Genomic DNA, 25,787 nt, shown 5'->3' with positions numbered 1-25,787 from the left:
ACTGCAGCCTTGCCATCGTGACGGCGATCACGGCATGCTGGCCCGCATGCTGCCCCTCCAGCCGCACGGCACGGCGCTGCCCGATCCCGCCTCGATCGACGTCGAGACCCTGCGCGGGCGGCGGGCCGTCCACCGCTGGGAACGCACCTCCGTCGGCGACCTCTTCGAGCGGCTGACCTGGAGCTACCCGGACAAGGTGGCGCTCACGGCCGTCGACGGGGCGCGCGGCGAGGAGCGGTTCGCCGAGGTCACCTACCGGGAGGCGGACGACACGGCGAACCGGGTCGCCCAGGCGTTGGCCGCGGCGGGGCTCACCCCCGGCGACCGGGTGCTGCTGATCTGCGAGAACTCGGTCGAGGCGCTGCTGGCGAAGATCGGGATCGCGAAGGCCGGGATGGTCGCCGTGCCGCTCAACCCGAGCCTGGCGGCGGACGTCCTCGAGCACCTGATCGGGCTGACCGAGCCGCGGTTCGCGTTCGTCGACGCCGAGCTGTGGCCGCGCGTCGAGCAGGTGTTCGCGGTGACGGGGCTGACCGTGGGCGCCACGATCACGGTCGGCGGCGGGCCGGTGGCGGGCAGCCCGGCGTTCGGCGAGCTCGTCGCCGGGGCCTCGGCCGACGAGCCCGAGGTCGAGATCCACGGCGACGACATCTGGCAGCTGCTGTTCACCTCCGGCACCACCGCGATGCCGAAGGGCGTGATGCTCTCGCACAGCTACGCGCACCTGGCGGCGCTCAACTTCGCGCTCTCGCTCACCCGCGGCCTGCGGCACGACTCCGACCTGCGGCTCTGCACGTTCCTGCCGATGATCTACCACATCGGGGACGAGCTGTTCCCCTTCGGCGCCTTCGTCTCCGGCGGGTCCGTCGCGCTCGGCCGCCGACCCGCCCCGGGGCCGGTCGCCGAGGCCACCGCGGCCACCGGCGCGACCGCCCTGTGGGCCGGCTCCCCGCAGTTCGTCACCGCGCTGGCCGAGGAGCTCGACGCCCGTCCCGACCTGGACGTCTCGCCCCTGTCGATCCTCGTCTACGGCTGGGGTGCGCTCTCCCCCGCCGTGCTGGAGCGGCTGGCGGCGCGCGCCGCACCGGGCTTCGTCACGCTCGGGATCTTCGGCCAGACCGAGGCGATCGCGTGCCACCGGTTCTGGCCCACCCGTTGGCCGGAGGTCCACGCGCGCAGCGCCCCCGCCGTCAACTACGTGGGCGTGCCCAGCGGGATGCTGGCCTCGGACGTGGTCGACGAGCTCGGCGACCCGGTCCGCGACGGCCGGCCCGGCGAGGCCGTCTACCGCTCGCCGATCATGACCGCCGGGTACTACCGCAACCCGGAGGCCACCCGGGAGGCCTTCCGCGGCGGCTGGTTCCACTCCGGCGACTCCGCGACCGTCGACGAGGACGGCCTGCGGGTCATGGTCGACCGGTACAAGGACATCGTGAAGTCCGGCGGCGAGAACGTGTCGAGCATCCGCGTCGAGGCCGTGCTCCACGAGCACCCGGACGTGCTGCGCGCGGCGGTGATCGGGCTCCCGCACGAGCACTGGGGCGAGGCGGTGACCGCCGTCGTCGTGCCGCGGGACGGCCGCAAGCCCGAGGCGGACGAGATCATCGCGTACTGCCGCGAGCGGCTCGCGGGATACGAGACGCCGAAGGCCGTCGTCTTCGCCGACGCGCTGCCCGACACCGTGGGCGGCAAGGTCCTCAAGTACAAGCTGCGCGCGGCCCACGCCGACCTGTACTCGTAGAGGTGTGGACTTCACCGAGGAGGACGACCACCGGCTGATCCGCGAGGCGGTGCGCGCGGTCTGCGCCCGGTTCGACGACGACTACTGGAGCGAGCGGGACAGCACCCACACGTTCCCGTGGGAGTTCTACGCCGCGATGGCCGAGGGCGGCTGGATCGGCATCGCGATGCCGGAGGAGTACGGCGGCGGCGGGCGCGGGATCACCGAGGCGTCGATCGTGCTGGAGGAGGTCGCGGCGTCCGGAGCCTGCATGAACGGCGCCAGCGCGATCCACATGTCGATCTTCGGGATGCACCCGGTGGTGCTGCACGGCAGCGACGACCTGCGCCACCGCGTACTCCCGGACGTCGCGTCCGGGAAGCTCCACGTGGCGTTCGGCGTGACCGAGCCCGACGCCGGGCTGGACACCACGAACGTCACCACCCGGGCCGTGCTCGACGGCGACGCCTACGTGGTGCACGGGCGCAAGGTCTGGACGTCGAAGGCCCTCGAGTCGGACAAGGTGCTGCTGCTCGTGCGCACCACCCCGCGCGCCGAGGCCGCGAAGCCGACCCAGGGCATGACGCTGCTGGTCGCCGACCTGCAGGACCCGGCCGTCACGATCTCGCCGATCGACAAGCTGGGCCGCAACGCCGTCGCCTCCTGCGAGGTGGTCTACGACGGCCTGCGGGTGCCGGTGGAGAACCGGGTCGGCGAGGAGGGCGCGGGCTTCCGCTACCTGCTCGACGGCCTCAACGCCGAACGTGTGCTCATCGCCGCCGAGGCCTTCGGCATCGGGCGGGCCGCGCTGCGCCGCGCCGTCGCCTACGCCGGCGAGCGGGTGGTGTTCGACCGGCCGATCGGGTCGAACCAGGGCATCGCCTTCCCGCTCGCCGACGCGCACGCCCGGCTGCGCGCCGCCGAGCTGGTCATCCGCGACGCGTCCTGGCGGATCGACCGCGGACTGCACGCCGGCGAGCAGGCCAACACCGCCAAGTACCTCGCCGCCGAGGCCGCGTTCCAGGCGGCCGACGCCGCCGTGCAGACCCACGGCGGCTTCGGCTACGCCCGCGAGTACCACGTGGAGCGGTACTTCCGGGAAGCCCGGCTGCAGCGGATCGCCCCGGTGCCGCAGGAGATGGTGCTGAACTACCTCGCGCAGCACGTGCTGGGGCTGCCGCGGAGCTACTGACGCGGGCTGCTCCCTGGCCGAGTGGATCTGGGCGCAGCGGCTCGACGCCGTGCGCGCCGACCTCCTCGACCCCACCCAGCGCCACCGCACCATCTCCGAGCTGGCCTTCGACCGCGGATTCGTCGACGCCTCGCACTTCAGCCGGGCCTTCCGCGCGCGGTTCGGAGGCACCGCGCGGGAGGTCCGGAAGGGGTGATCGGAGCCGCCGGGGGTTGCCCGGCGGATCAGTAGCATGTCACGCTCCACCGCGATCCGGGTCTCACCGTGGAGGCGCCCATGCGTGGTCTGATGTTCGACAGCCAGCTGCTCCTGCACTCGTTCCTCTGGCGTACGGAGCGACTGTTCGCGGACAAGCAGATCGTCACCCGGCTCGGGCCGGGCGAGTACCACCGCTACACCTACCGGGACTTCGGCAAGCGGGCCCGCCGGCTCGGCGACGCCATGCGCACGCTGGGCATCGGGCCGGGCGACCGGGTCGGCACGCTGGCCTGGAACCACTACCGGCACCTGGAGACCTACTTCGGCGTGCCCGGCATCCAGGCCGTGCTGCACACGATCAACCTGCGGCTCTCCCCGGCGCAGCAGAAGTTCACCATCGACAAGGCCGAGGACCGCCTGCTGCTGGTCGACGTCGACCAGCTCGACCTCGTCGCCGACCTGCTGGACCTGGGCCTGCCCACGGTCGAGGCGGTCGTGGTGCTCGCCGACTCGGTGCCCGAGCACCGTCTGCCGCTCCCGGTCCACTGCTACGAGGAGCTCCTGGCCGCCGCCGACGAGGACGCGCAGTTCGAGGAGTTCGACGAGCACTCGGCCTCGGCGATGTGCTTCACCTCGGCGACCACCGGCGACCCGAAGGGCGTCGTGTACTCGCACCGGGCGATGGTGCTGCAGGCGATGTGCCTGGCCATGCACGACAAGCTGAACATGAGCGAGTCGCAGGTGTGGCTCGAGGTCGCGCCGATGTTCCACTGCAACGGCTGGAACATCCCGCACACCGCGCTGCTGCAGGGCGCCACGCTGGTACTGCCGGGTGCGCACCCGTCGCCGGCCGACTACGTCGACATCATCGAGGACCTCGGCGTGACCGGGATGAACGCGGCGGTGACGATCGGGACGATGATCCGCGACGCCGTCCGCGCGTCGGACCGGCCGCGGGACCTGTCGACGCTCTCCACGCTCTGGCTGGGCGGGCAGGCGCCGTCGAAGGCCGTCATGAAGTGGTTCCGCGACGAGTACGACTGCGAGGTCATGCAGGGCTACGGCATGACCGAGAACTCCCCGCAGATCTGCTTCTTCGCGCTCAAGTCCACCCTGGCCGACGGGGACGACGACGAGATCTACGCGCTGCGCCAGACCCAGGGCCTGCCGATCCCGCTGCTGCAGATCAAGGTGTGCGACCAGGAGACCCGCGAGGAGCTGCCCTGGGACGGGCAGTCCATCGGGGACTTCTTCGTCCGCTCCCCGTTCACCGCGTCCGAGTACTACAAGGACGAACGGACCAAGGACTCGATGATCGACGGCTGGCTCAGGACCGGCGACGTCGGCTGCATCGACCCCGAGGGCTACGTCCTGCTGAAGGACCGCTCCAAGGACCTGATCAAGTCCGGCGGCGAGTGGATCTCCACCATCGACCTGGAGAACTCGCTCATGCTGCATCCCAAGGTCGCCGAGGCCACCGTCGTCGGGATCGAGGACGAGAAGTGGCTCGAACGCCCGCTGGCCTGCGTGGTGCCGAGCGATCCCTCCCTGACCGCGGACGAGCTGCGGGACCACCTGCTCGCCGAGGGGTTCATCAAGTTCTGGATCCCGGACACGTTCCTGTTCGTGCCCGAGGTGCCCAAGACGAGCGTCGGCAAGTACGACAAGAAGGCGATCCGCGGGGTGGTCGCGGACGAGGGGCTGGAGCGGGCGAAGGCGGCGCTGGGCGCGGGCTGAGCGGGTCGGCCGATCGGTCGACCCGGGCATCGGGCGGGACGTCCGTCGGTCACCGGATCCTCGATGGGGCCGGGAGACGAGAGCGTGGGTGCAGGGCGAGGAGCCCCGGCCGGACGGTCCGGCAAGAACCCACGAGAGGAACGACGATGCCCACCACGCTCATCACGGTCCGGCCCGGCCGGACCCTGCCGAACCCGGAACACCGCCACACCTGGGCCGCCGGGTCGCACCACCACACCTCGGACGGCGCGGTCAGCTACCGCAAGTGCCTGTCCTGCGGGGCCTGGGGTCTCTTCGCGCCGACCGTGGAGGATGGTTGCTGAGGGGGCTCGAAGCCCGAGGAGCAGCGAAAGCGTCTCCGACCGTTGCGCGACCAGGTCGGGGTAGCTGCCGTCCCGCTCGGCCCAGCGATGCACGAGCGAACCCGAGCGCCGCCCCGTGCAGGACTTCGCGAAGTAGAAGTAGACGAGACCGCGACCGACCGCAGCAGCGGGCGACCAGTCACGTCGACGGGCTGCCTCCGCGGGAGGGCTGAGGGATCCGCGCGGAGGTCCGCGGTGGGCACAGCGCTGCAGCCCCGCAGCCGCGGGGCCTACACGAGCTGCGCGATGCGCCGTCGTCCCTCGTCCGATCGGTCGAGGTTCGAGGGGCGGGGTCGCCTGCGGGGTATCTGGTCGGGGTCGATCCAGGCGGGCGGGATGAACTCCGGGATCCCGTCGCGCAGGCGCACCACCCAGTCCGTGGAGTGGATCTGGCGGTGGTGGGCCTTGCACAGCATGACCAGGTTCCCCAGGGCCGTATGGCCACCGTGTTCCCACGGGGTGACGTGGTGGATCTCGCACCAGGATGGTGGGCAGTCGCAGCCGGGATGCGCGCAACCGCCGTCGCGGGCGGTCACCGCGCGGCGCAGCCCGTCGGGGATCGAGCGGGTGAGCCGGCCGACGTCCAGGGGCTGGCCCTGGCCGTCGAGCACGATCGGCACGACCCCGCAGTCACAGGCCAACTGGCGCAGCGCGGTCGGACTCAGTTGTCCGGCGAACTCCAGCATCCCGGCCCGGGCGCGCTGTTCGAGGTCCTCGAGGCGGATCTGCACGGTCAGGGTGGGGCGCCGCCCGCCCACCGACGGCAGCTCGCCGTGCTCGAGGACCCAGCCGCACACCTCGGCCAGTGCCTCGGCCTGGCGTTCGGCGGCGGTCCGGTCGTCGTCGGCGGTGAGGGGCGCGGCCTTCGCATCGAGGGCCGTGGCGATCGCCTCGAACAGGGCGGCGTCGTCGTAGCGGCCGACCAGCCGCCCGCCGGGTTTGGTGGCGTAGCGGGTCAGGCGTAGTTCGTTGACCTGCGGCGGCGGGGCGTCGTCGGGTTCCGGGCCGTCGGCGTCGAGCGCGTCGAGCAGCGCGGTGCCCCACTGCTGCAACTCCCGAGGTGTGTAGGTGGCGGCGGCGCCGGCCAGCTGGATCTCCGCGCCGGCCCAGATCTCCGGGGAGAGCCGGCCGGCGGGCGGCGAGGCCAACAGTCGGGCGACCACCGAGACGTGGGCCAGGGAGGTGTCCCCGGCGGCGAACACGTCCGCCGTGGCGGGCAGCTTCGCGGGCAGCGCGGCGCCGTCGAGCCCGACCCGTGGGCAGACCGCCTCGGCCACCGCGACCCGCTGCGCGGCGACCCCGCGGTCGAGCCGCAGCAGATCTTGCAGCGCCCGGGTCGGCGAGGCGTAGCCGTGCTCGGCGAAGGTGCCGTGCCGGTCGAGCCCGGCCACCGCGTCGACCCCGATCCGCTCCAGCCGCCGCGTGACCGTTTCGCCGATCGTCACGACCTCGACCAGCTCGGCCGCCGAGGCCTGCCCGACCGCGGCCGCGAGCGCGTCGACGGCCTCGTCCAGGAGGCGGCGCGCGTCGGCGACCGGGCTGGGGAGCATGATCCGAGACTACTCGAACGACACTTCGAACACAAGGTAAAGTCTGCAGCTCAGCGGCCCCGCACGAAGAGTTGATCACCCGAGGACTTGTGGCTGCCTCGGCGCCATGTTCCAGCGCATCCGGACACTCGGACATCCACGAGAGACGCGAGACCTCGGATCGCGCCGAGGTCCAGCTGGAACCCGGACCTCCCAGCGCGGCGCTGCCCGCGTGCCAGCTGTCAGGTGTGTGCGATGTGGAGGACGAGCTGTTCGAGGGGCAGGACGAGGGCGGCGAGGATCATCGCCGCCCCCGAGATGCGCGTGAGGATGCGGGCCGGCGTGGGTCGCCGGTGGAGGGAGCGTTGCGCGGTGTAGCCGAGGAAGGCGTAGAACATCGATGCGAGCAGGATCCACGTGCCGCCGAGGACGGCCAGCTGGACGGCGAAAGGCCAAGGACCGCCCGGGTCGGCGAACTGCGGCAGGAATGCCAGGAAGAACAGCAAGGACTTGGGATTGAGCGCGCTGACCCCGGCACCCTGGCGAACGGCTCTACCCAGGCTCACGCTCCTCGGGGCGAGGGTTCCCGGTGGCGCGTCGGTGGTCGGGCGGCGCAGCATGCCGACCCCGACGTAGAGCAGGTACACGGCACCGACCAGGGTCAGCAGGAGCAGTGCCGCCGGTTGGACCGCCACGAGGGGCGCCACGCCGGCTACGACCACCGCGGTGGTCAGGACGTAGCCCACGGCGAGACCGGCGACCGAGGGTGCGACGAACCCACGTCGCGAGCCCGCGCCGAGGACCAGGGCCCAGTCCGGGCCGGGGACCATGATCAGGGTCGCGGCGACGCCGGCGAAGGCCAGCAGCGCGGACATCTCCGGATCGCGCAATCATCGACCAGCTGCGCCGGAACGCTCAGCTGACCAACACCGAACTCGCCGACCGGGTCGGGTTGACCCCCTCGCCGTGCCTGCGCCGGGTCCGCCGTCTCGAGGAGCAAGGCGTGATCCTGGGCTATCACGCACGGATCGACCCGTCGATGATCGGGCGCGCGTTCGAGGTCCACGTCGAGTTCGAGCTCGCCGACCAGGGCAAGGACACCGTCGAGGCCTTCGAGGCGGCCCTGGTGGCGTTCGAGCAGGTCGTCGAGGCTCGCCGGATGTTCGGCCGGCCCGACTACCTCGCCCTGGTCGCGGTCGCCGACCTTCCCACCTACGAGCAGTTCATGACCCGACAGCTGATGGCGCTGCCCGGACTCGGACGACTGCAGTCGCGCTTTGCCATGAAGACCATCAAATCGGAGATCCTCAGTACGTGAGGCTCCCAGAACGGCCTGTGGACGGCGAGGGTCGACGCTCGTCCCCGTCCGCTGCGCCGCGGGGAACGAGGTTCGTGGAGCCCGCTCCGGGCCTCCTCAGCCCGGCAGCACCTTCCGCTCCCGCAGCACCCGCATCCAGTGCCGGAAGGACTCCTCGGTGTCGTAGCAGTCGCCGAACCCCGCCTGCCGCACCTTGACCGTGCTGACCAGGGCCGGCGGCCGCGCCTCGGTGGCGCCGTGGGCGAAGCAGTAGTCGGCGTAGAAGTGCGACTCCCCCAGCAGCGCGTCGAGCGAGGGCTCGACGAGCCCCTCCCGCTCCGCGATCCGCCGCCAGACGTCGGCGTGCGCGGGCAGGTACTCCGCGAGCCGGACCGGCTCGTCCGGCGCGGGGGCCATGCCGAGCTCGTCGGCGAGGGCCGGCCAGAGGTCGCGCCAGTTGAAGGCCTCGCCGTTGGTGAGGTTGAAGTGCTGGTCGCGGGCCGTCTCGGCGGTGGCGGCCCACAGGGCGGCGTCGCCGACCAGCCGGACGTCCACGGCCTCGCTCGCGATGCCCGCCCCGCCCGGATATCCGAACGGCAGGCCGAGCTCGCGGCGCACCGCGGCGTACACGCCGATGACCGGCGGCAGGTTCATCGCCACCCCGGTCGCGGGGCCGACCACGATCTGCGGGCGCAGGATCGTCCAGGCGAACCCGTGCTCGGCGGCCGAGGCGCGCAGGTGGTCCTCCTGCAACCAGTAGAAGTTCTCGTGCGGGTCCCGCGGGGCCCGCTCCCGCGCGGGCACCGGGATCGGGTGCAGGTGCACGCCGTAGGCCTTGGTGCCCTGCAGCAGCGTGACGTGTTCGAGGCCGGGCGCGAGCGGGTCGAGGAGCGCGCGGAACATCGCCAGGTTGGTCCGCATCTGGTCCTGTTCGCGCCAGCCGCGGATCAGGCCCGGCTTCTCGTGCAGCGCCCCGTAGACCAGGTGCGACGGCCGGAGGTCGGCCACCGCCTCGGCCGTCGCGGCGGCGTCGGTCAGGTCGACGGCCAGGTGCCGCACCGGGCGCGCCGGCGGGCGCCGGGACAGCGCGACGACCTCCCAGCCCGCCTCGGCGAACGACTCGACCGCCGCCTCCCCGACCAGCCCGCTCGCCCCCGCGACCAGCACCCGTCGCGCCTCGCTCATCCGCTCCCCCTCCGCAGCCCACCCACCACGAACTCGGCGTACTCGTCGGCGATCTGCCCGACGCCGTCCTCCCCGGCCAGCTCGGGGTCGTACCAGACGGTGATCCAGTTGAGCGCCCCGAGCACGGGCTTGGTCGCCAGCCGCGGGTCGGTCCCGCGGAACGCGCCCTCGCGCTGCCCCTGCGCGACGACGTCGGCGAAGAGCTGCTCGTACTCGTCGCGCATCCGCACGATGTCGTGGAGCGACTCGTAGCGCGGGCCCTGCCCCAGCCGCCGCATCTCCACCGCCTGCACCGCCACGCGCTGGAAGGCGTTGCGCGTCATCATCTTCGCGGCGTGCCGGCGCACCATCCGCTCCAGCCGCTCGACGGCGTCGCCCTCGGCCTCGGCCAGCGGCCGCACCTCGGTGAGCAGGTCCCGGATCCCGGTGAGCACGACGTCGAGGAAGATGTCGGCCTTGCTCCGGTAGTAGTGGTAGACCCGCCCCTTGGTCGCCCGCAGCTCGTCGGCGATGTCGTCGATGGTGGTGGCGTCGTAGCCGTTGCGGGTGAAGGCCACCGCGGCGGCCTCGAGGATGTCCTGGCGTCCGGGGCCCGCGCCGGACCGGGAGAGCTCGCGCGTCACCGCCGGGATCCTCGCACCCGCCGCACGAGGCCGTGCCAGATCCCGACGAGCCCGGTCGGCGAGGCCAGCAGCACCACGGCGAGGACGCCGCCCAGCACGATCTTGTCCGCGTCGCCGCCGAGCGAGGCGAGCTGTTGCTGGCTCGTCAGCAGCAGCGCCCCGACCAGCGGTCCGAGCAGCAGCCGGCGGCCCGGAAGGATCACCGCGGTGAGCATGAACAGCAGGAAGGTCGGGGACAGCAGGTCCGGGCTGACGTAGCTGCGCTGGTAGGCGTAGAGCCAGCCGGCGAGCGCCGTGATCGGCGCGGACAGCACGAAGACCAGCATCCGGGTGCGCCGGACGTCGACCCCCATCGCCGTGGACAGCTCGCCGTTCATCTGCGCCATCAGCGCCGTGGTGCCCAGCCGGGACCGGCGGAAGCGCGCCACGAGCAGCACGACGAGCACGAGGCAGACCAGCGCGATCGGCCACAGCTCGGCGTTGGTGCGGGCGACGTAGGTCCCGCCGAACGCCGGCAGCTCGAGCAACGGGACGCCGACGACGCCGTCGGACCCGCCGAGGGCCTGCGTGTTCTGCACGACCGTCAGCCCGATGATCGCCGCCGCGTACGTGACCAGCGAGAACACGAACTCCCGCGTCCGCAGGGTGGCGAGGCCGAGCAGCAGCGCGAGCAGCACCGTCACCACGATCGACGCCAGGAGCGCCGGAATCGGCGTCCAGCCGGACCGCACGGCGAGGATCGCGGTCGTGTACGCGCCCGCCGCCCAGAACAGCGTGTGCCCCAGGCTGACCTCGCCCAGATAGGACAGGACGACGTCGACGCCGTAGGACATGATCGCGAAGATGGCGACCAGCACCACCGTCGTGTAGATCCGGTCCGACCCGCCGAGCAGGGACGGGAGCAGGTACGCGAGCGCGACCAGGACCACCCACAGCAGCGCGCGGGCCCAGGTCGGCACGCGCCGCGCGGCCGGCGCGCCGGTCGTCCCCCGGGTCGCGACGTCGGCGGTCATCGGCGGGCCGCCAGTCCCTGCGGGCGGACCACGAGCACCACCAGCAGCACGACGAACGCCGCGGCCGTGGAGTAGGCGGGCGGGAAGAACGTCCCGAAGAACGCCGTGAACAGGCCGAGTCCGATGGCCACGACGAGACCCCCGACGAGGTTGCCGACGCCCGCGAGCACCACCACGAGGAAGGTGACGATGACCTCCTCGAAGCCCATGGACGTGAGGATCGGGCTGCGTGGCCCCACGACCGCGCCCGCGAGCGCCGCGCAGACCGCGGAGAACACGAACACCGCGAGGTAGACGCGCGCCGCGTCGATCCCGTAGAGCTGGGCGAGCTTCGGGTCCTCGGCGACGCCGCGGACCATCCGGCCGAGGTCGGTGCGGCCGAGGACCACGAAGGTCAGCGCGTAGAACGCCAGCGCGAGCACCACGATCAGCACGTCCTGGCCCGTGAACCGGGCGGCCCCGAGCGCGAGGTCCTGCTGCTGCAGCGGGCTGTCGATCGTCTGCGGGTCACCGCCGAACAGCAGCGCCGCCCCACCCTGCAGCAGGTAGCCGAACGCGAGCGTGACCAGCATGAGGTTGACGATGTTCTGGTCGAGCGTCATCCGGGTCATCAGCAGCTGCAGGACCACGCCGAGCACGGCGACGACCACCAGCGCGACCGGGACGGCGACCCCGTAGGGCAGCCCGAAACGGCTGATCGCGAACCAGGTGACGAAGGCGCCGAGCATGTAGAGCTGGCCGTGCGCGAAGTTGACCAGGCGGGCGGCGCCGAGCAGCACCGTCCAGCCGACGGCGAGGAGTGCGTAGCCCGCGCCGAGCGCGAGCCCGTTGACCAGGGCGGCGAGGATCACGGGCCCAGCCCTCCCAGGTAGGCCTGGGCGACGCGGTCGTCCTCGCGCATCTGCGCGGCGGTGCCCGAGGCGACGATCCGGCCCTGGTCGAGCAGGTGGAGCCGGTCGGCGACCTCGAGCGCGGCCCGCACGTTCTGCTCGACGAGCAGCACGGACAGCCCGGCGTCGACCAGGTCGCGGATGTGGGTGAGCACCTCGACGACGAGCCGCGGGGCCAGGCCGACCGAGGGTTCGTCGAGGATCAGCAGGCGCGGGGCCGCCCGCAGCGCGCGGCCGATCGCCACCATCTGCCGCTCGCCGCCGGAGAGGGTCGAGCAGCGCGCGGCGATCCGCTCGCGCAGCCGCGGGAACACGTCGAGCACGTCGTCGACCGAGTAGGGGCGGCCGGCGGTTCCCCGGGGCGGACGCACCACCCGCAGGTTCTCCTGGACCGTCATCCCGTCGAACACGCCCTTGCCCTCCGGGACCAGCACCAGGCCGAGCCCGGCGCGGCGGTGGGCCGCGAGCCGGCCGACGTCCTGCCCCGCGAGCCGCACGGACCCGGTGACGGCGGGACGTCCGCGCGACCATCCGGCGACGGCGTCGACCAGCGTCGACTTGCCGGCACCATTGGCCCCGGCGACGGCGACGAGCTCGCCGGCACCCACCCGGACCGACACCCCGTCGACGGCCAGGCTGTGCCCGTAGCGCACCCGCAGGTCGGCGACGTCGAGCAGCGCGCTCACGCCGTCCTCCCCAGGTAGGCCTCGAGCACCCGCGGGTCGCGCTGCACCTCGGCGGGCGGGCCGTAGGCGATCGTCTCGCCGCGGTCGATCACCAGCAGCCGGTCGACGATCTCCATCACCAGGTCCATGTGGTGCTCGATCAGCACGATCGCGAGGCCGCGTTCCCGCAGCTCGCGGAGCAGGTCGGCGAGGGCGCGCATGTCGTCGCCGCCCACTCCGGCCGCCGGCTCGTCGACCAGCAGCACGTCCGCGCCGGGGCCGTGGGCCAGGGCGACGGACAGCACGCGCTGCAGGCCGTACGGCAGGTCGTCGGGACGGGTGTCGTGGTGCCGCTCGGCGATGCCGAAGTCCGCCAGGAGCGCGCGGGCCGCGGCCCGGCACTCCCGCCGCGCCCGGGCCTCCCGCCACGGCGTGACGATCGCGCCGCCGAGCCCCGTCCCGCGCTCCACCTGGAACGCGGTCATCGCGTTCTCCAGCACCGTCAGGCCGCCGAAGAACGAGTTCTGCTGGAAGGTCCGGCGCAGCCCGCGCCGAGCCAGCACCTGCGTGGGCACGCCGTCGGTGTCCGCGCCGCGCAGCAGCACCCGGCCGCTGCGCCGCACCACGTTGGTGACCGCGGCGAAGCTGCTGCTCTTGCCCGCGCCGTTCGGGCCGATGACGCCGAGGATCTCGCCGCCGTCGACCGCGAACGACACGTCGTCGAGCGCCTGCAGGCTGCCGTACCGCACCGAGAGGCCCTCCACGCGGAGGGCGGTCACGAGTTCCAGACCTCGGCCGGGACCGGCACCTCGTCGAGGACCTTGATCTTCCCGCCCTCGACGGTGAAGGCGTACACCTTCGTCTGCATCTGGCCCTTGTCCGTGAAGGTCACGTCGCCCATCACGGTGTCGGTGAAGGTCTGCCCGTGGATGGCGTCGGCGACCGGCTGCCGGTCCAGCGTGCCCGCCTTGGTCACCGCGGCGGCCCACACGTCGACGCTCTGCGCGCCGAGCGCGGCGTACTTGTCGGGCGGGTTGCCGGTCTTCTGCCGGAACGCGTCGGCGAACTTCTGGTTTTCCGGGTACCCGTTGAACGGCGCGACGTCCGGGAAGTAGATGTCCGCGGAGTACAGCCCGTCCACGGCGGTGCCCCCGGCCAGGTCGATCACCTTGGGCGAGACGGTGCCGAGCGCGGCGACGTGCGGCGCGCCGATCCCGGAGCGGGCGTACTGCTGGGCCAGCGCCGGCATCCCGGACGACTCGGCGGCGTTGGCCGAGAAGACGGCCTGCGGCGCCGCACCCTGGATGTTCGACAGCGGCACGCGGAAGTCCGTGGCGGAGTAGTCGAAGGTCTGCTCGGAGGCCACGGCCACCCCGGCGGGCTGGAGCTGGGCGGTGAGCAGCGCGCCCAGGTCCTTGCCGTAGGCGTCGTTCTCCAGCAGGTAGCCGACGGACTTCGCGCCGAGGTTCTTCGCCAGGTACTGGCCCGCGACGTAGGCGCCGACGGCGTTGCCGGCGTTGAGCCGGACGGCGTCGGGGTCGGCGTTGCCGAGGATCGTGGCGTTCTGCGGGATCGTGGTGATGTTGAGGATCCCGGCCCGCACCAGCACGGGCTGGATGGCCAGCGTGACGGGCGAGTTCCAGCCGCCCATCACGACCGACACGCCCTCGCTCGCCAGCTGCGTCGCCGCGCTCACGCCGTTGGCCGGGTTGCTCTGGTCGTCCTTGGCGACGATCTGCAGCTGCCGGCCGAGGACCCCGCCCTCGGCGTTGATCACATCCGCCTGGACCTGGATGGCGTCGAGCACGTCCTGCCCGTTGGGGCCGGCCGGGCCACTGAGCGGCACGATCACGCCGACCTTCACCGGGCCCGACGTACTGGCGGCGCCGGAGCCGCCCGACCCGCCCTGCGGGGCCGAGCCGGTGTTCGCACAGCCCGCCGTCAGGGCGATCGCGCCGACCAGCGCACAGACCGCCGTCCACACCTTCGTGACACGCACCCGGGTCCTCCAGGTCGTCGTTGACCGTACTACTCGGTATGACGCCCGATGGTCGCCGAGCGACCCCGGGAGGTCAAGGCATCCGCATTACGCATACGGATGTCCGGTCAATTGCGGGCGAGTCCCGGGATCCGGTCGCGTGGTTGTCCGGTCCGCGCGCACGTCGCACGATGGGGGCATGACGGCCGCTGCGCACGGTGACGGGTCCCCCGTCCCGCCTCCCGCGCTGCGGTCGTTCGATCTCGAGCGCTTCTGGCCCTCGCGCCGGAGCCACGCGTTCGACGAGGGATGTCGCTGAGGGCCGACGAGCCCGCCCGGACCCCGGGCACCGGTCGTCGCGCCCTGCCCCGACCCCGCCCGAGCGCCCGCGCCGTCTGACGCGCACCGCAACCCGCCGGGTCGTCCCGGCCGGTCCGGGGCGGACCGGTGCCCCGGAAGGACCCACCACCGCCCATGTTCGCCCCCGCCCTGCGCCGCCGCGCGACCGTCCTGCTCGCCGCCCTGGCCGCCGTCGGCCTGGCCGCCGGCTGCTCGCGCGCGCAGGAGAGCACCCCCGCGGCTCCGACGAGCACCTCCCCCGCGACCGAGCTGCGCCTCGGCTACTTCCCCAACATCACGCACGCGCCCGCGCTGATCGGCGTGGCCCAGAACTACTTCGCCCAGGAGCTGGGCAGCGGCACGAAGCTGACCACCCAGACCTTCAACGCCGGCCCGGACGAGGTCAACGCCCTGCTCGGCGGCTCCCTCGACGCCGGCTTCATCGGCTCCAGCCCGGCCATCAACGCCTTCGCGAAGTCCGACGGCGAGGCGGTCCGGCTGATCGCGGGCTCCACCTCCGCCGGCGCCCAGCTCGTGACCAGCCCGGACATCACCACCCCGGACCAGCTCAAGGGCAAGACCATCGCGACCCCGCAGGCCGGCAACACGCAGGACGTCGCGCTCAAGAAGTGGCTCAAGGAGAACAACCTCGAGATCGGCGAGGGACCGGACAAGGTCACCGTCCAGAACATCGACAACCCGCGCACGCTCGACCTGTTCAAGCAGGGCCAGGTCTCCGGCGGCTGGCTGCCCGAGCCGTGGAGCTCGCGGCTGGTCGACGCGGGCGCCACGGTCCTCGTCGACGAGAAGTCGCTGTGGCCGGACGGCAAGTTCCCGACCACCGTGCTGATCGTCCGCACGCAGTTCCTCCAGGAGCACCCGCAGACCGTGGAGGCCCTGCTGCGCGGTGAGCTGAAGGCCATCGACTTCGCCAGCTCCAACCCGGACGAGGCCAAGAAGATCACGAACGACTCGATCAAGCAGATCACCAACTCGTCGCTCTCCCAGCCGGTGCTCGACCGCGCCTTCTCCGAGCTCAGCTTCGACAGCGACCCGCTCGCCTCGACCTTCCCCCAGCTGTCCGAGGACAGCGTGACCGCGGGCGCCACGCCGACGGAGACGAACCTGCAGGGCTTCGTCGACGTGACCGCCCTCAACACCGTCCGCCAGGCCGCCGGGCAGACCCCCGTCGACGCCGCGGGCCTCGACAAGCAGGGATGAGACGGGTGACGACGAGCATCGAGTCCGAGATCGAGCACGCCCGCCGGGGCCGCACCGCGCACACCGCGGTGGAGCTGTCCGGGGTCGGCAAGACCTTCGGCACCGGGACGGGCGCCGTCACGGCGCTGCGCGGGATCGACCTGCGCGTGGCCCACGGCGAGTTCCTCTGCCTGCTGGGCGCCTCGGGCTGCGGCAAGTCGACGCTGCTCAACCTGCTGTCCGGGCTGGAGGAGCCGACCACCGGCACGGTGTCGGTGAACACGGCGCGCCCGTCGTTCATGTTCCAGGAGGCCGCGCTCATGCCGTGGCTCACCGCGGCGCGCAACGTCGAGCTGCCGCTGCAGCTCGCGGGGCAGGGCCGCGGGGCCCGCCGCGAGCGGGCCCGGGAGCTGCTCGAGCTCGTCCGGCTCGACGGCGTGGGCGACAAGCGCCCGCACGAGCTCTCCGGCGGCATGCGGCAGCGCGTGTCGCTGGCCCGCGCGCTCGCCGCGGCCACCAGCACGGACGGCAGCGCGCAGGGCGGGGCCCCCGGCCTGCTGCTCATGGACGAGCCGTTCGCGGCGCTCGACGCGATCACCCGGGACGTCCTGCAGGGCGAGCTGCTGCGGGTGTGGGAGGCCACCGGCACCACCGTGGTCTTCGTGACCCACGACGTCCGCGAGGCCGTCCGGCTCTCCCAGCGCGTCGTCCTGCTCTCGTCGCGGCCCGGCACGGTCGTGCGCGAGTGGAGCGTCGACGAGCACGGGCCGGAGCTGCACGACGAGATCACCGGCCGGCTGCGACAGGTGATCACCAGCCATGCCGCCTGAGCTCGTGGAACGCCAGGGCGGGAGCAGCACGGACGACAGCGCGAAGGCGCTCGCCGGGCTCGACGCCCTGGACACCCCGACGGTCAACCGCGTTCCGTGGTGGCGGCGGGCGTCGTCGAGCGTGCTGCCGCCGGTCGTCGCGCTCGTGCTGATCGTGGTGATCTGGCAGGTCGTGTGGGCCTCGGCGGTGCTGCCGGAGTTCAAGCTGCCGGCGCCGATGGCGGTGTGGGACTCGTTCCTCACGATCGTCGCCGACGGCAGCATCTGGTCGATCCTGTGGACCTCGATCAGCCGCGCCTTCCTCGGCTTCGCGATCGCGCTGGTCATCGCGACGCCGCTCGGCCTGCTGGTGGCGAAGGTGCCGGTGGTGCGGTCGGCCATCGGCCCGCTGCTGTCCGGCCTGCAGAGCCTGCCGTCGGTCGCGTGGGTGCCCGCGGCGGTGCTCTGGTTCGGCCTGACCGACGCCACGATCTACTTCGTGGTGCTGCTCGGCTCGGTGCCGTCGATCGCCAACGGCCTGGTGGCGGGCATCGACCAGATCCCGCCGATCCTGCCGCGGGTCGGCCGGGTCCTCGGCGCCCGCGGCCTGGCGAGCGCCCGGCACGTCCTGCTCCCCGCCGCGCTGCCCGGCTACCTGGCCGGCTGCAAGCAGGGCTGGGCCTTCTCGTGGCGTTCGCTGATGGCCGCCGAGATCATCGCCGCCGGGCCGGCCCTGGGCATCGGACTGGGTGCGTACCTGAAGAACGGCAGCGACTTCAACGACATCGCCGCGGTGTTCTCGGCGGTGCTGCTGATCCTCGTGGTCGGCATCGGGATCGAGCTGCTGGTGTTCCGGCCGCTCGAGCGCCGGGTGCTGCGGGCCCGGGGCCTCGCCCTCAGCTGAGCCCGGAGCCGAACCCGGCGCCCACCCGGAAGAGAGCATTGCCAACCTTCATGCACTCGTCTTAACGTCGGAGGCGTTCCTCGAGGGGGAGGCCGTTCGATGACGAACAGTGGCCAGGAGCTGGGCGGGGCGACGGACGACGAGATCCGCGCCGCGCTCGCCGTCGCCGATCCGATGACGTTGCGCGGGCTGCTGTACCAGCTCACCGGGGACGAGTCCCTCGCGCGGCTCCCGGTCACGCTCGCCCCGGCGGGCAACGCCGAGGCCATGCGGCTGGCCGACAAGGCCGACGCCGCGCTGGTCCGCGAGAAGGCCCTGCGGTTCCTCGCGGCCCACCGCGACCGCGGCGCCCCGGACCTGCCGCTGGGCCCCGCGGACCGGCTGCCGCGCAGCATGGGTCTGGTCGCGGGCGTCGAGCTGCCCGCCGACGAGCTGGAGTGCTGGACCGAGGAGCTGGCCGTCGACCCGTTCGCACGGGGGCTGCGGTGGCCGCGGACGCCGGATCCGGAGGCGCTCGCGGGCTTCTCCGTCCTCGTCATCGGTGCCGGGCTCGGCGGACTGGGCGCCGCGGTGCAGCTGGAGCGCGCCGGGATCCCGTACACGGTCGTCGAGAAGAACCCGGGCGTGGGCGGGACCTGGTACGAGAACCGGTACCCGGGCGCGCGCGTCGACACCCCGAGCCGCGCCTACACGCACCTGTTCGGCGTGGACTACGAGTACCCGAACCCCTTCTGCGAGCAGGCGGAGAACGAGAAGTACTTCAACTGGGTCGCCGACACCTTCGGCGTGCGGCCGCACATCGAGTTCGACACCGAGGTCCGTTCCGCGGTGTGGGACGAGGCCGCCGCCCGGTGGCGGGTCACGCTCGCCTCGCCGGAGGGCGAGCGCGAGATCGCCGTCAACGCCGTGATCAGCGCGGTCGGCTTCCTCGCCCGGCCGAACATCCCGGACCTGCCCGGCGCGGAGCTCTTCGAGGGCGCCGCCTTCCACAGCGCCCGCTGGCCCGCCGGCCTCGACCTCGAGGGCGCCCGGGTCGGGGTGATCGGCTCGGGCTGCACGAGCTACCAGATGGCACCCGAGCTGGCCGGGACCGCGGGCCACCTGTCGATCTTCCAGCGGACCCCGCAGTGGGTGTTCGACCGGCCCGGCTACCGGACGGCGTTCCCGCCGGAGGCGACGTGGCTGGACCGCAACGTGCCCTGGTACCGCAACTTCCAGCGGCTCCGGGTGAGCTGGCTGTCCGGCCCGCACGTGCAGAGCGCGGCGTTCACCATCGACCCGGAGTGGTCCGACCCGCACACGCTCAGCGCCCTCAACGCGCGGTTGCGCGAGCAGCGGCTGGAGTTCCTGCAGCGCAAGCTGGCGGGCCGGCCGGACCTGGTCACCGCGATGACCCCCGACCATCCGCCGATGTCCGCACGGCCCGTCGTCGTCGATCCCGGGCTGAGCGTGGTGGACACCCTGCTCCGCGACGACGTCGACCTGGTCACCGCACCGATCACCGAGGTGACCGCGACCGGGGTCAGCACCGCCGACGGCGCCGACCACCCGCTCGACGTGCTGGTCTACGCCACCGGCTTCCGGGCCAACGACTTCCTCTGGCCGATGGAGATCCGGGGCCGGGGCGGGCGGCGGGTGGAGGACCTGTGGGCGCGCGACGGGGCGCGGGCCTGGCTGGGCACCATGCTGCCGGGCTTCCCCAACTTCTTCCTGCTCTACGGGCCGAACATGAACCCGTTCAGTCTCGGCGTGGTGACCTTCTCCGAGATGACGACCCGGTTCGCGCTGGACCGGGTGGCCGAGCTGGTGCTGTCCGGACGCTCGTCGGTCGAGGTGACCGAGGAGGCCTACGACTCCTACAACACCGCGCTCGACGCCCGGGAGCGCACCCGGACCTGGAGCGACCCGCGGGTCGACAACTACTACCGCAACGCGCACGGCCGCTCGGCCGCGAACTGCCCGTTCGAGGGGACCGAGATGTGGCGGTGGCTGCGCCACCCGGAGCCCGGGGACCTCGTCGTGCGGTGAGGCCCCCGGGGCCGGATCAGGACTTGGCCCTCAGGGCGAAGTTCTCCGGGATGATCAGGTCGTCGCGGGACAGCTCGTGGATGCTGGACTTGCCCAGGCCGAGCAGGGTGGAGTCGATGCCCTGGCGCAGCACCTCGAGGGTGTTGGTCACGCCGTGCTGGCCCGCGGCGGCCATGCCCCAGAGGTAGGCGCGGCCGATCAGCACCGCCTTGGCGCCCAGCGCGAGAGCCTTCACCACGTCGGAGCCGCGCCGGATGCCGCCGTCCTGCAGCACCTCGATCTGGTCGCCGACCGCGTCGACGACCGCCGGCAGCGCGCGGATCGACGCCGGGGTGCCGTCGAGGTTGTTGCCGCCGTGGTTGGACACCGAGATCGCCGTGCAGCCGGCGTCGACGGCCCGGCGGGCGTCGTCCGGGTGCATGATCCCCTTGACCGCGAACGGGCCGTCCCACTGCTCGCGCAGCCAGGCGACGTCCGCCCAGGTCACCGGCGGGGTCTGCATCCACTGGAAGTAGGCGCCGAAGAAGGTCGGCGGCGCCTCGTCGCCGATCGCCAGGTTCGGGGTGGTCAGGTCGGGCAGCTTGCCGGTCTTGGCGAAGTCGAACAGCCAGCGCGGCTTGCGCAGCACCTCGGGCGCGAAGTGCAGCGCCGCCTTGAGGTTCACCTTCTCCGGGATCATCGGGGCGTCCCAGTCCCGGGCGGAGTCGAACGACCAGTCCAGGGTCATGATCAGGCCCTTGGCCCCGGCCTTCTTCGCGCGCTCCGCGCGGGCCAGCAGCTGGTCGCGGGAGCCCACCCAGTACATCTGGAAGAAGGTCTTGTCGTTCACGGCCGCGACGTCCTCGATGGACCGGCTCGCGAACGAGCTCAGGCCCATCGCCGTGCCGGCCCCGGCGGCGGCGCGCGCCACGGCGACCTCGCCCTCCGGGTAGACGGCCTGCACGCCCGTCGGCGAGATGATCACCGGGAAGGAGATGTCCTGCCCCATCACCGTGGTCGCCTGGTTCCGCTGCGCCGGCAGGTCGGCGATGCGCGGGCGGAACCCGAGCTCGCTGAACGCCTCCACGTTGTCCGAGACCGTGACGCCCTTCTCGGTGCCCGCCACGAGCGCCAGGTACACCGAGCGGGGCAGGCGCTTCTTGGCCCTCCGCTGTGCCTCGGCGATCGTCTCGAACCAGTTCTTCGTGCTGGCCATCGCGCCTGCCCCTTCGCAGCTCGGATCCGCGTGTCTGCGGCCACCCTACTATTTCGGCACTCGGTGCCATAGTGCGGCCCGGCATCCCGGTCCCGAGCCCCTCCGAAGGGTCAGGACCGGCCTCCTCCGGGCGGCCGGGGTGCCCGTGAACAGCGCGGACGGCCGTGAACGCCGACGGCCCGCGACGCGGGGTGCGTCGCGGGCCGTCGGGAACGGGCCGTCGGGAACGGGCCGTCGGGAGCGGGCCGTCGGGAGCGGGCCGTCGGAAGCGGGCCGTCGGAAAGGTCTCAGCCGGTCCGGCGCAGGTGCGGTGCCCGGCGCAGGGCCGCGCGGGTCACCGCGAGCTCGTGCGCGACCTCGGCCGCGATGAGCTCGGCGTGCAGGTCGACCTGCGCCGGGTTCCCGGCCAGGGCGCGGTGCCGGGCGACGAGGTCCTCCAGCGCGTCGAGCAGCCGGTCGACGATCTCGGTGCGGCGGTCGTCCCGGGTCGGCCTCGGCAGCCGCACGGTCGGCGGGTCGAGGTCGGCGGCCTGTTCGGCCCGGGGCGCCGGGGTGGCGGCCTCCCGGTCGTGGATCGGGGCGGTCATGTCGTACTCCTACGGACGAACGTGAACGGCGGCGGGATCGGCGGGTGCCTGGAGGCCGGCCCGACAGAGTGCGCTCGCGGTCCGTAGATGGTCGACGGGGCGACGACGGCTCAGGAACGGACGAATCAGGCACCGGGACGAGCACAGGGGGCGCATCGGGGATCTCCGGGACGGGCGACGGGCGGGGGAACGGTCAGTGACCGCGACACCAGCCGCGCGCATGGCGACCGTGACGGCACGGCGACGGCGGCACGTGCGGCACCGCTCCCACCTCCCGAGTCACGATCACGGAGTCCAGAGTGCCCGTGCCGCCGCGACTGCGGCAACCGGGTTACCGTCACGGCGGGTCAACATCACATCCGGGGGCGAACGGGAACCATCCGGCGCCGCCGCACGTCTCGGGGTGGTGCCGGCCGGACGCCGACCACGAAGAGTGACGTCAGACGCCGGCCGGCGCGTCCTCGACCCCTGCCTCCGCCGCCGCCCGCGCCGCGACCCGCTCCGCGTGCGTGGGCGGGTCCGACGGGACGCCGTGCGGGCGGAGCGCCTCGAACTCGGCGCGCAGGGTCGGCAGGATCTCGCCGAGCAGGTCCAGCTGCTCCAGGACCGTCTTCAGCGGCAGACCCGCGTGGTCGACGAGGAACAGTTGGCGCTGGTAGTCGCCGAAGTGCCCGCGGAAGGTCAGCGTCCGGTCGACCACCTGCTGCGGGCTGCCGACGGTCAGCGGGGTCCGCTCGGTGAAGTCCTCCATGGACGGGCCGTGGCCGTACACGGGCGCGACGTCGAAGTACGGCCGGAACTCGTCCCACGCGTCCTGGCTGTTGCGGCGCATGAAGAACTGCCCGCCCAGGCCGACGGTGGCGGCCGCCGCCGGGCCGTGGCCGTAGTGCTCGAACCGCTGCCGGTAGAGGCCGATGAGGCGGGTGTAGTGCTCCGGCGGCCAGAAGATGTTGTTCGCGAAGAAGCCGTCGCCGAAGTAGGCCGCGATCTCGGCGACCTCGGGGGTGCGGATCGAGCCGTGCCAGACGAAGGGCGCGACGCCGTCGAGCGGGCGGGGCGTGGAGACGAAGCCGTGCAGCGGGGTGCGGAAGCGGCCCTCCCAGTCGACCGGCCCCTCCGAGTCCCAGAGCCGGCGCAGCAGCTGGTAGTTCTCCACCGTCAGCGCCACGGAGTCCTGGATCCGGTGGCCGAACCAGGGGTAGACCGGCGGGGTGTTGCCGCGGCCGAGCATGAGGTCGACGCGCTCGGGGCCCGCGAGGTGCTGCAGCATCGCGAAGTCCTCGGCGATCTTCACCGGGTCGTTCGTCGTGATCAGCGTGGTCGAGGTCGACAGCACCAGCCTCTCGGTGCGGGCGGCGACGTAGCCGAGCAGCGTCGTCGGCGAGGACGGCACGAAGGGCGGGTTGTGGTGCTCGCCGGTCGCGAAGACGTCCAGGCCGATCGCCTCCGCGTGCTCGGCGATCCGGACCATCGCCCGGATCCGCTCGTGCTCGCTCGGCGTGGCGCCCGTCGTCGGGTCGGTGGTGACGTCCCCGACCGTGAAGATCCCGAACTGCATGTGCTCCCCCTCGTCGCCGACGATGATTGCATCGGCAACCGGACGGAACGGTGAACGGTCGTCCGGTGTTCCCGGACGGTCGGTCGCGGACTGGACATGCGGGGACACGCCGGTGCCCGGCCCGCGGTAGGGCCGTTCGCCTCTGCGGGAGGAACAGCCGTCGACCGGTCGTCGAGCGGGGCGCACCCCTTCGCTAGCGTTGTGCCGGCAGTCACCCACAGGTGTCGGGGCACGACAGGTGGCGGTGCCCGCTCCCCGGCCCGCTCCCCGACATGCACGAGGAGGCGCTCGTGAGCACGCAGGTCTCGGACGGACTGACGGTCCTGGCCGTCGACGACGAGGAACCGGCGCTTCAGGAACTGGCCCACCTGCTGAACGAGGACCACCGCGTCGGCACCGTGCTCACGGCGCCCGACGCGACGGAGGCCCTCCGCATCCTCGGGAGCCGGCCGGGCGCCGGCCCGGGCGAGTCCGGGGTGGACGTCGTGTTCCTGGACATCCGGATGCCGGGCCTCGACGGGCTGGAGCTGGCCCGCGTCCTGTCCGCCATGGCCTCGCCGCCGCCGGTGGTGTTCGTGACCGCGCACGACGACCGCGCCGTCGACGCCTACGAGATCGGCGCGGTCGACTACCTGCTCAAGCCGCTGCGCTCCGAGCGGCTCGCCGGCTCGATCGACCGCACCATCGCCACCAAGGCGCAGAGCAGGCCGATGCCGGCCCGGCCCGCCCCGCAGGGCCCGCCCGCGCGGCCCGAGCCGCCGGAGGACGAGGTGATCCCGGTCGAGCTGGCCGGCACCACCAAGCTCGTCCCCCGGTCCACGGTGCGGTTCGTCGAGGCCCAGGGCGACTACGCCCGCCTCCACACCACGGAGGGCGGCCACCTCGTCCGGATCCCGCTGTCCGTGCTCGAGGAGCGCTGGCGCGAGGCCGGGTTCGTGCGGATCCACCGCGCGTACCTCGTCTCGCTGCCGCTGATCACCGAGCTGCGGCTGTCCGGTTCGGGGTACGTCGTGCGGATCGGGCACGGGCCGGGCGCGCCGGAGCTGCCGGTGAGCCGCCGGCACACCGCCGCGCTCAAGCGGATCCTCCGCGGCCGCCCGCCGCGCGAGGAGGGGCCCACGGGCCCGCTCGCGCGCATCCGCTGACCGGGGCCACCGACCGGGCCCTGCACCTCACACCGGACCGACCGTCCGGCGCACCACCGACCGCTGCGCCGACCGGGTGCACCCTTCGTCGTGCACCGCGTGTCGTCGGGCGCGCCCGATCGGGCGTCACCTAGCGTGATCGTCGATGGCGGCGACGCGACGGATCCGGCTCCTGCTCCCCCTGTTCGGTGTCCTTCTCGTGCTCGCCGGGTGCGCGACCAGCGCCGCGGCCCCGCTCGACGCGGCCGCCCCGCCGTCCACCGCCCCGCCCACGGCGGCATCACCGACCACGTCCGCGCCGCCGCCCGTCCCGGAGCTGCCCGGCGGCGGACACGTCCTCTTCCCCGGCCGCACGATGGTCGCGCTCTACGGCCATCCGGGCGCGCCCGCGCTCGGCGTGCTGGGGGAACAGGGCGTCGATGCCTCGGTGCAGCGCGCCCGCGACCTCGCCGACCGGTACGCCCCGCTCACGGGCGAACCCGTCGTGCCGGCGTTCGAGATCATCGCGACCGTCGCGAGCTCGGCCCCCGGGGCGGACGGCGACTACTCGAACGAGTCCGCGCCCGAGGACCTGGTCCCGTGGGTCGACGCGGCCGCCGCGGCGGGCATGTACGTGGTGCTCGACCTCCAGCCCGGCCGCAGCGACTTCCTCACCCAGGCCCGCCGCTACACCGACCTGCTGCGGCGGCCGAACGTCGGCCTCGCCCTCGACCCCGAGTGGCGGCTGCGCGCGGGACAGAAGCACCGCGTCCAGGTGGGCTTCGTCGATGCGGCGGAGGTCAACGCCGTCGCGACCTGGCTCGCCGATCTCAGCCGGGAGGCACGCCTGCCGCAGAAACTGCTGATGCTGCACCAGTTCCAGGCCCAGATGATCCGGGACCGGGAGCAACTGGTCACGGACCGTGACGAATTGTCCGTCGTGCTCCACGCCGACGGTTTCGGCACGCGTGCGGAGAAGATGGAGACCTGGGACCGCCTGCACCAGGCCGTCCCGGCCGGTGTCACCTGGGGCTGGAAGAACTTCTACGACGAGGACCGGCCGATGTTCGACCCGGCCGACACGCTGGCCGTCGGGCCGGTCCGGCCGGTGTTCGTGTCCTACCAGTAGGGGTACCCCCGGCCGTGTCGTGACGGGCAGTATCCTCGCCGGGATCTCGCCGCCGAGATCCCGCGTGCCGGCGGTGGACCCGGTGCCCTCGCGACGAGGACACCCGCACACCCCCGCCACACGTACCAGCACGTACGGTCCCGAGTCGCTGTGGAGAAGGGGGTGTCCGACGTGGCCGACGACGCACGCACCGGACGCGCCCGCGAGGACGTCCGGGAGCTCCGTGACGTCCGGGATCCCGGTGAGCTCCCCTCCCGACGACGCCCGGCGCACTCCGGCGAGCCCTGGCCCCGCCGCGCCGAGCGGCCCCTCGTGCAGGAGCCCGCACCGCCCCGGCGGCCCGCGAACGGCTCCGGTGGCACCGGCGGCTCCGGCTTGAACGGCGTCGACGGCGGCACGGGCGGCGGCCCCACCGGCCGCAACGGGGTCGCGAACGGCTCCGGCCGGTCCGGCGACGCGCCCGCCCCGCGGGAGCCCTGGCCCTCCCGGCGGCACGCGGCCGGCGCCGAACGCCCGGACGTGCCC

24 protein-coding genes and 2 pseudogenes are annotated in these 25,787 nt (G+C 73.0%); 14 read left to right on the top strand and 12 right to left on the bottom strand.

What is annotated here, in order from left to right; all coding sequences use genetic code 11:
* The first annotated feature begins 46 nt into the window (after window positions 1-46).
* The 5 genes from PKE99_RS22370 to PKE99_RS22350 all read left to right on the top strand — a co-directional run bounded on the left by PKE99_RS22370 (window position 47) and on the right by PKE99_RS22350 (window position 5,170).
* On the top strand, window positions 47-1,741 hold the full coding sequence (locus PKE99_RS22370; RefSeq protein WP_051737842.1) for a class I adenylate-forming enzyme family protein: 1,695 nt from the start codon (window positions 47-49) through the stop codon (window positions 1,739-1,741).
* A gap of 4 nt (window positions 1,742-1,745) precedes the next feature.
* On the top strand, window positions 1,746-2,912 hold the full coding sequence (locus tag PKE99_RS22365) for an acyl-CoA dehydrogenase family protein (RefSeq protein ID WP_037049129.1): 1,167 nt from the start codon (window positions 1,746-1,748) through the stop codon (window positions 2,910-2,912).
* 13 nt (window positions 2,913-2,925) lie between these two features.
* Window positions 2,926-3,108 carry a helix-turn-helix domain-containing protein gene (locus PKE99_RS22360; RefSeq protein ID WP_081924439.1) on the top strand — a complete coding sequence of 61 codons (183 nt, stop codon included), beginning with the start codon at window positions 2,926-2,928 and terminating at the stop codon, window positions 3,106-3,108.
* A gap of 80 nt (window positions 3,109-3,188) precedes the next feature.
* Window positions 3,189-4,847 carry a long-chain fatty acid--CoA ligase gene (locus PKE99_RS22355; protein WP_051737821.1) on the top strand — a complete coding sequence of 553 codons (1,659 nt, stop codon included), beginning with the start codon at window positions 3,189-3,191 and terminating at the stop codon, window positions 4,845-4,847.
* A 146-nt stretch (window positions 4,848-4,993) separates the two neighbouring features.
* A complete protein-coding gene (locus tag PKE99_RS22350) occupies window positions 4,994-5,170 on the top strand; it encodes a hypothetical protein (RefSeq protein WP_156067774.1) in 177 nt (58 codons plus the stop codon).
* Window positions 5,171-5,439: 269 nt separating this feature from the next.
* On the opposite strand, the gene PKE99_RS22345 is transcribed toward PKE99_RS22350, so the two are convergent.
* Together PKE99_RS22345 and PKE99_RS22340 are read right to left on the bottom strand one after the other, a co-directional pair.
* Window positions 5,440-6,759 (bottom strand): HNH endonuclease signature motif containing protein, encoded by a 1,320-nt coding sequence (locus PKE99_RS22345; protein ID WP_271214908.1) that lies wholly within the window; start codon window positions 6,757-6,759, stop codon window positions 5,440-5,442.
* A gap of 221 nt (window positions 6,760-6,980) precedes the next feature.
* Window positions 6,981-7,613: a LysE family translocator gene (locus PKE99_RS22340; RefSeq protein ID WP_037049131.1), complete on the bottom strand. Its 633-nt coding sequence runs from the start codon at window positions 7,611-7,613 to the stop codon at window positions 6,981-6,983.
* Between the two features lie 14 nt (window positions 7,614-7,627).
* On the opposite strand from PKE99_RS22340, the pseudogene PKE99_RS38850 reads away from it, so the two are divergent.
* Together PKE99_RS38850 and PKE99_RS22335 are read left to right on the top strand one after the other, a co-directional pair.
* Window positions 7,628-7,735, top strand: a pseudogene (locus PKE99_RS38850) (winged helix-turn-helix transcriptional regulator); the annotation flags it as partial.
* Between the two features lie 6 nt (window positions 7,736-7,741).
* Window positions 7,742-8,056, top strand: a complete 315-nt coding sequence (locus PKE99_RS22335) for an Lrp/AsnC family transcriptional regulator (RefSeq protein WP_306470748.1) — start codon at window positions 7,742-7,744, stop codon at window positions 8,054-8,056.
* A 96-nt stretch (window positions 8,057-8,152) separates the two neighbouring features.
* Here PKE99_RS22335 and PKE99_RS22330 read toward each other — a convergent pair whose 3' ends face one another.
* From PKE99_RS22330 to PKE99_RS22300, 7 genes are read right to left on the bottom strand one after another with little or no spacing between them, the layout of a single operon-like run.
* Window positions 8,153-9,220: an NAD-dependent epimerase/dehydratase family protein gene (locus PKE99_RS22330; RefSeq protein ID WP_037049134.1), complete on the bottom strand. Its 1,068-nt coding sequence runs from the start codon at window positions 9,218-9,220 to the stop codon at window positions 8,153-8,155.
* On the bottom strand, window positions 9,217-9,843 hold the full coding sequence (locus PKE99_RS22325) for a TetR/AcrR family transcriptional regulator (RefSeq protein WP_037049137.1): 627 nt from the start codon (window positions 9,841-9,843) through the stop codon (window positions 9,217-9,219). The genes PKE99_RS22330 and PKE99_RS22325 overlap by 4 nt, the downstream gene beginning before the upstream one ends.
* Window positions 9,840-10,856, bottom strand: a complete 1,017-nt coding sequence (locus PKE99_RS22320) for a branched-chain amino acid ABC transporter permease (protein WP_051737823.1) — start codon at window positions 10,854-10,856, stop codon at window positions 9,840-9,842. The genes PKE99_RS22325 and PKE99_RS22320 overlap by 4 nt, the downstream gene beginning before the upstream one ends.
* Window positions 10,853-11,707, bottom strand: a complete 855-nt coding sequence (locus PKE99_RS22315) for a branched-chain amino acid ABC transporter permease (protein WP_037049138.1) — start codon at window positions 11,705-11,707, stop codon at window positions 10,853-10,855. The genes PKE99_RS22320 and PKE99_RS22315 overlap by 4 nt, the downstream gene beginning before the upstream one ends.
* On the bottom strand, window positions 11,704-12,432 hold the full coding sequence (locus PKE99_RS22310) for an ABC transporter ATP-binding protein (protein ID WP_037049140.1): 729 nt from the start codon (window positions 12,430-12,432) through the stop codon (window positions 11,704-11,706). The genes PKE99_RS22315 and PKE99_RS22310 overlap by 4 nt, the downstream gene beginning before the upstream one ends.
* Entirely contained in the window at window positions 12,429-13,190 is a 762-nt protein-coding gene (locus PKE99_RS22305) for an ABC transporter ATP-binding protein (protein WP_037049141.1), read from the bottom strand. Before PKE99_RS22305 ends, PKE99_RS22310 begins: the two co-directional genes overlap by 4 nt.
* Window positions 13,187-14,410, bottom strand: a complete 1,224-nt coding sequence (locus PKE99_RS22300) for an ABC transporter substrate-binding protein (protein WP_051737824.1) — start codon at window positions 14,408-14,410, stop codon at window positions 13,187-13,189. Before PKE99_RS22300 ends, PKE99_RS22305 begins: the two co-directional genes overlap by 4 nt.
* Before the next feature lie 453 nt (window positions 14,411-14,863).
* Between PKE99_RS22300 and PKE99_RS22295 the strand changes: the two genes are divergently transcribed.
* From PKE99_RS22295 to PKE99_RS22280, 4 genes are all read left to right on the top strand, one after another.
* Window positions 14,864-15,949: an ABC transporter substrate-binding protein gene (locus tag PKE99_RS22295; RefSeq protein ID WP_037049143.1), complete on the top strand. Its 1,086-nt coding sequence runs from the start codon at window positions 14,864-14,866 to the stop codon at window positions 15,947-15,949.
* Window positions 15,946-16,758 (top strand): ABC transporter ATP-binding protein, encoded by an 813-nt coding sequence (locus tag PKE99_RS22290; protein WP_156067776.1) that lies wholly within the window; start codon window positions 15,946-15,948, stop codon window positions 16,756-16,758. Before PKE99_RS22295 ends, PKE99_RS22290 begins: the two co-directional genes overlap by 4 nt.
* A complete protein-coding gene (locus PKE99_RS22285) occupies window positions 16,748-17,641 on the top strand; it encodes an ABC transporter permease (RefSeq protein WP_037049146.1) in 894 nt (297 codons plus the stop codon). Before PKE99_RS22290 ends, PKE99_RS22285 begins: the two co-directional genes overlap by 11 nt.
* A 99-nt stretch (window positions 17,642-17,740) precedes the next feature.
* On the top strand, window positions 17,741-19,669 hold the full coding sequence (locus tag PKE99_RS22280) for a flavin-containing monooxygenase (RefSeq protein WP_037049149.1): 1,929 nt from the start codon (window positions 17,741-17,743) through the stop codon (window positions 19,667-19,669).
* Between the two features lie 16 nt (window positions 19,670-19,685).
* Here the strand turns inward: PKE99_RS22280 and mftD are convergent, their stop codons facing one another.
* From mftD to PKE99_RS22265, 3 genes are all read right to left on the bottom strand, one after another.
* Entirely contained in the window at window positions 19,686-20,864 is a 1,179-nt protein-coding gene (gene mftD / locus PKE99_RS22275) for a pre-mycofactocin synthase MftD (RefSeq protein ID WP_037049150.1), read from the bottom strand.
* A 287-nt stretch (window positions 20,865-21,151) separates the two neighbouring features.
* A complete protein-coding gene (locus PKE99_RS22270) occupies window positions 21,152-21,451 on the bottom strand; it encodes a hypothetical protein (protein ID WP_037049152.1) in 300 nt (99 codons plus the stop codon).
* 439 nt (window positions 21,452-21,890) lie between these two features.
* Window positions 21,891-23,009: a CE1758 family FMN-dependent luciferase-like monooxygenase gene (locus tag PKE99_RS22265; RefSeq protein WP_037049153.1), complete on the bottom strand. Its 1,119-nt coding sequence runs from the start codon at window positions 23,007-23,009 to the stop codon at window positions 21,891-21,893.
* Between the two features lie 272 nt (window positions 23,010-23,281).
* Between PKE99_RS22265 and PKE99_RS22260 the strand changes: the two genes are divergently transcribed.
* The 3 genes and pseudogenes from PKE99_RS22260 to PKE99_RS22250 form a co-directional block, all read left to right on the top strand.
* Window positions 23,282-24,154, top strand: coding sequence for a LytR/AlgR family response regulator transcription factor (locus tag PKE99_RS22260; protein ID WP_037049154.1), 873 nt, complete (start codon window positions 23,282-23,284; stop codon window positions 24,152-24,154).
* 145 nt (window positions 24,155-24,299) lie between these two features.
* Complete coding sequence (locus PKE99_RS22255) at window positions 24,300-25,262, top strand: hypothetical protein (RefSeq protein ID WP_051737825.1); 963 nt, start codon at window positions 24,300-24,302, stop codon at window positions 25,260-25,262.
* A gap of 171 nt (window positions 25,263-25,433) precedes the next feature.
* Window positions 25,434-25,787: pseudogene (locus tag PKE99_RS22250) on the top strand (hypothetical protein); the annotation flags it as partial.

The organism is Pseudonocardia halophobica, from assembly GCF_027922425.1.
Taxonomy (GTDB): domain Bacteria; phylum Actinomycetota; class Actinomycetes; order Mycobacteriales; family Pseudonocardiaceae; genus Pseudonocardia; species Pseudonocardia halophobica.
This window is presented reverse-complemented; position numbering and strand designations above follow the sequence as displayed.

Bases quoted from the DNA above. Each gene is read 5' to 3' on its own strand.
- PKE99_RS22370 (WP_051737842.1), top strand. From the start codon at position 47: ATGCTGCCCCTCCAGCCGCACGGCACGGCGCTGCCCGATCCCGCCTCG.
- PKE99_RS22355 (WP_051737821.1), top strand. From the start codon at position 3,189: ATGCGTGGTCTGATGTTCGACAGCCAGCTGCTCCTGCACTCGTTCCTC.
- PKE99_RS22350 (WP_156067774.1), top strand. From the start codon at position 4,994: ATGCCCACCACGCTCATCACGGTCCGGCCCGGCCGGACCCTGCCGAAC.
- PKE99_RS22345 (WP_271214908.1), bottom strand. From the start codon at position 6,759: ATGCTCCCCAGCCCGGTCGCCGACGCGCGCCGCCTCCTGGACGAGGCC.
- PKE99_RS22340 (WP_037049131.1), bottom strand. From the start codon at position 7,613: ATGTCCGCGCTGCTGGCCTTCGCCGGCGTCGCCGCGACCCTGATCATG.
- PKE99_RS22330 (WP_037049134.1), bottom strand. From the start codon at position 9,220: ATGAGCGAGGCGCGACGGGTGCTGGTCGCGGGGGCGAGCGGGCTGGTC.
- PKE99_RS22320 (WP_051737823.1), bottom strand. From the start codon at position 10,856: ATGACCGCCGACGTCGCGACCCGGGGGACGACCGGCGCGCCGGCCGCG.
- PKE99_RS22295 (WP_037049143.1), top strand. From the start codon at position 14,864: ATGTTCGCCCCCGCCCTGCGCCGCCGCGCGACCGTCCTGCTCGCCGCC.
- PKE99_RS22290 (WP_156067776.1), top strand. From the start codon at position 15,946: ATGAGACGGGTGACGACGAGCATCGAGTCCGAGATCGAGCACGCCCGC.
- PKE99_RS22285 (WP_037049146.1), top strand. From the start codon at position 16,748: ATGCCGCCTGAGCTCGTGGAACGCCAGGGCGGGAGCAGCACGGACGAC.
- PKE99_RS22280 (WP_037049149.1), top strand. From the start codon at position 17,741: ATGACGAACAGTGGCCAGGAGCTGGGCGGGGCGACGGACGACGAGATC.
- mftD (WP_037049150.1), bottom strand. From the start codon at position 20,864: ATGGCCAGCACGAAGAACTGGTTCGAGACGATCGCCGAGGCACAGCGG.
- PKE99_RS22270 (WP_037049152.1), bottom strand. From the start codon at position 21,451: ATGACCGCCCCGATCCACGACCGGGAGGCCGCCACCCCGGCGCCCCGG.
- PKE99_RS22265 (WP_037049153.1), bottom strand. From the start codon at position 23,009: ATGCAGTTCGGGATCTTCACGGTCGGGGACGTCACCACCGACCCGACG.
- PKE99_RS22260 (WP_037049154.1), top strand. From the start codon at position 23,282: ATGCACGAGGAGGCGCTCGTGAGCACGCAGGTCTCGGACGGACTGACG.
- PKE99_RS22255 (WP_051737825.1), top strand. From the start codon at position 24,300: ATGGCGGCGACGCGACGGATCCGGCTCCTGCTCCCCCTGTTCGGTGTC.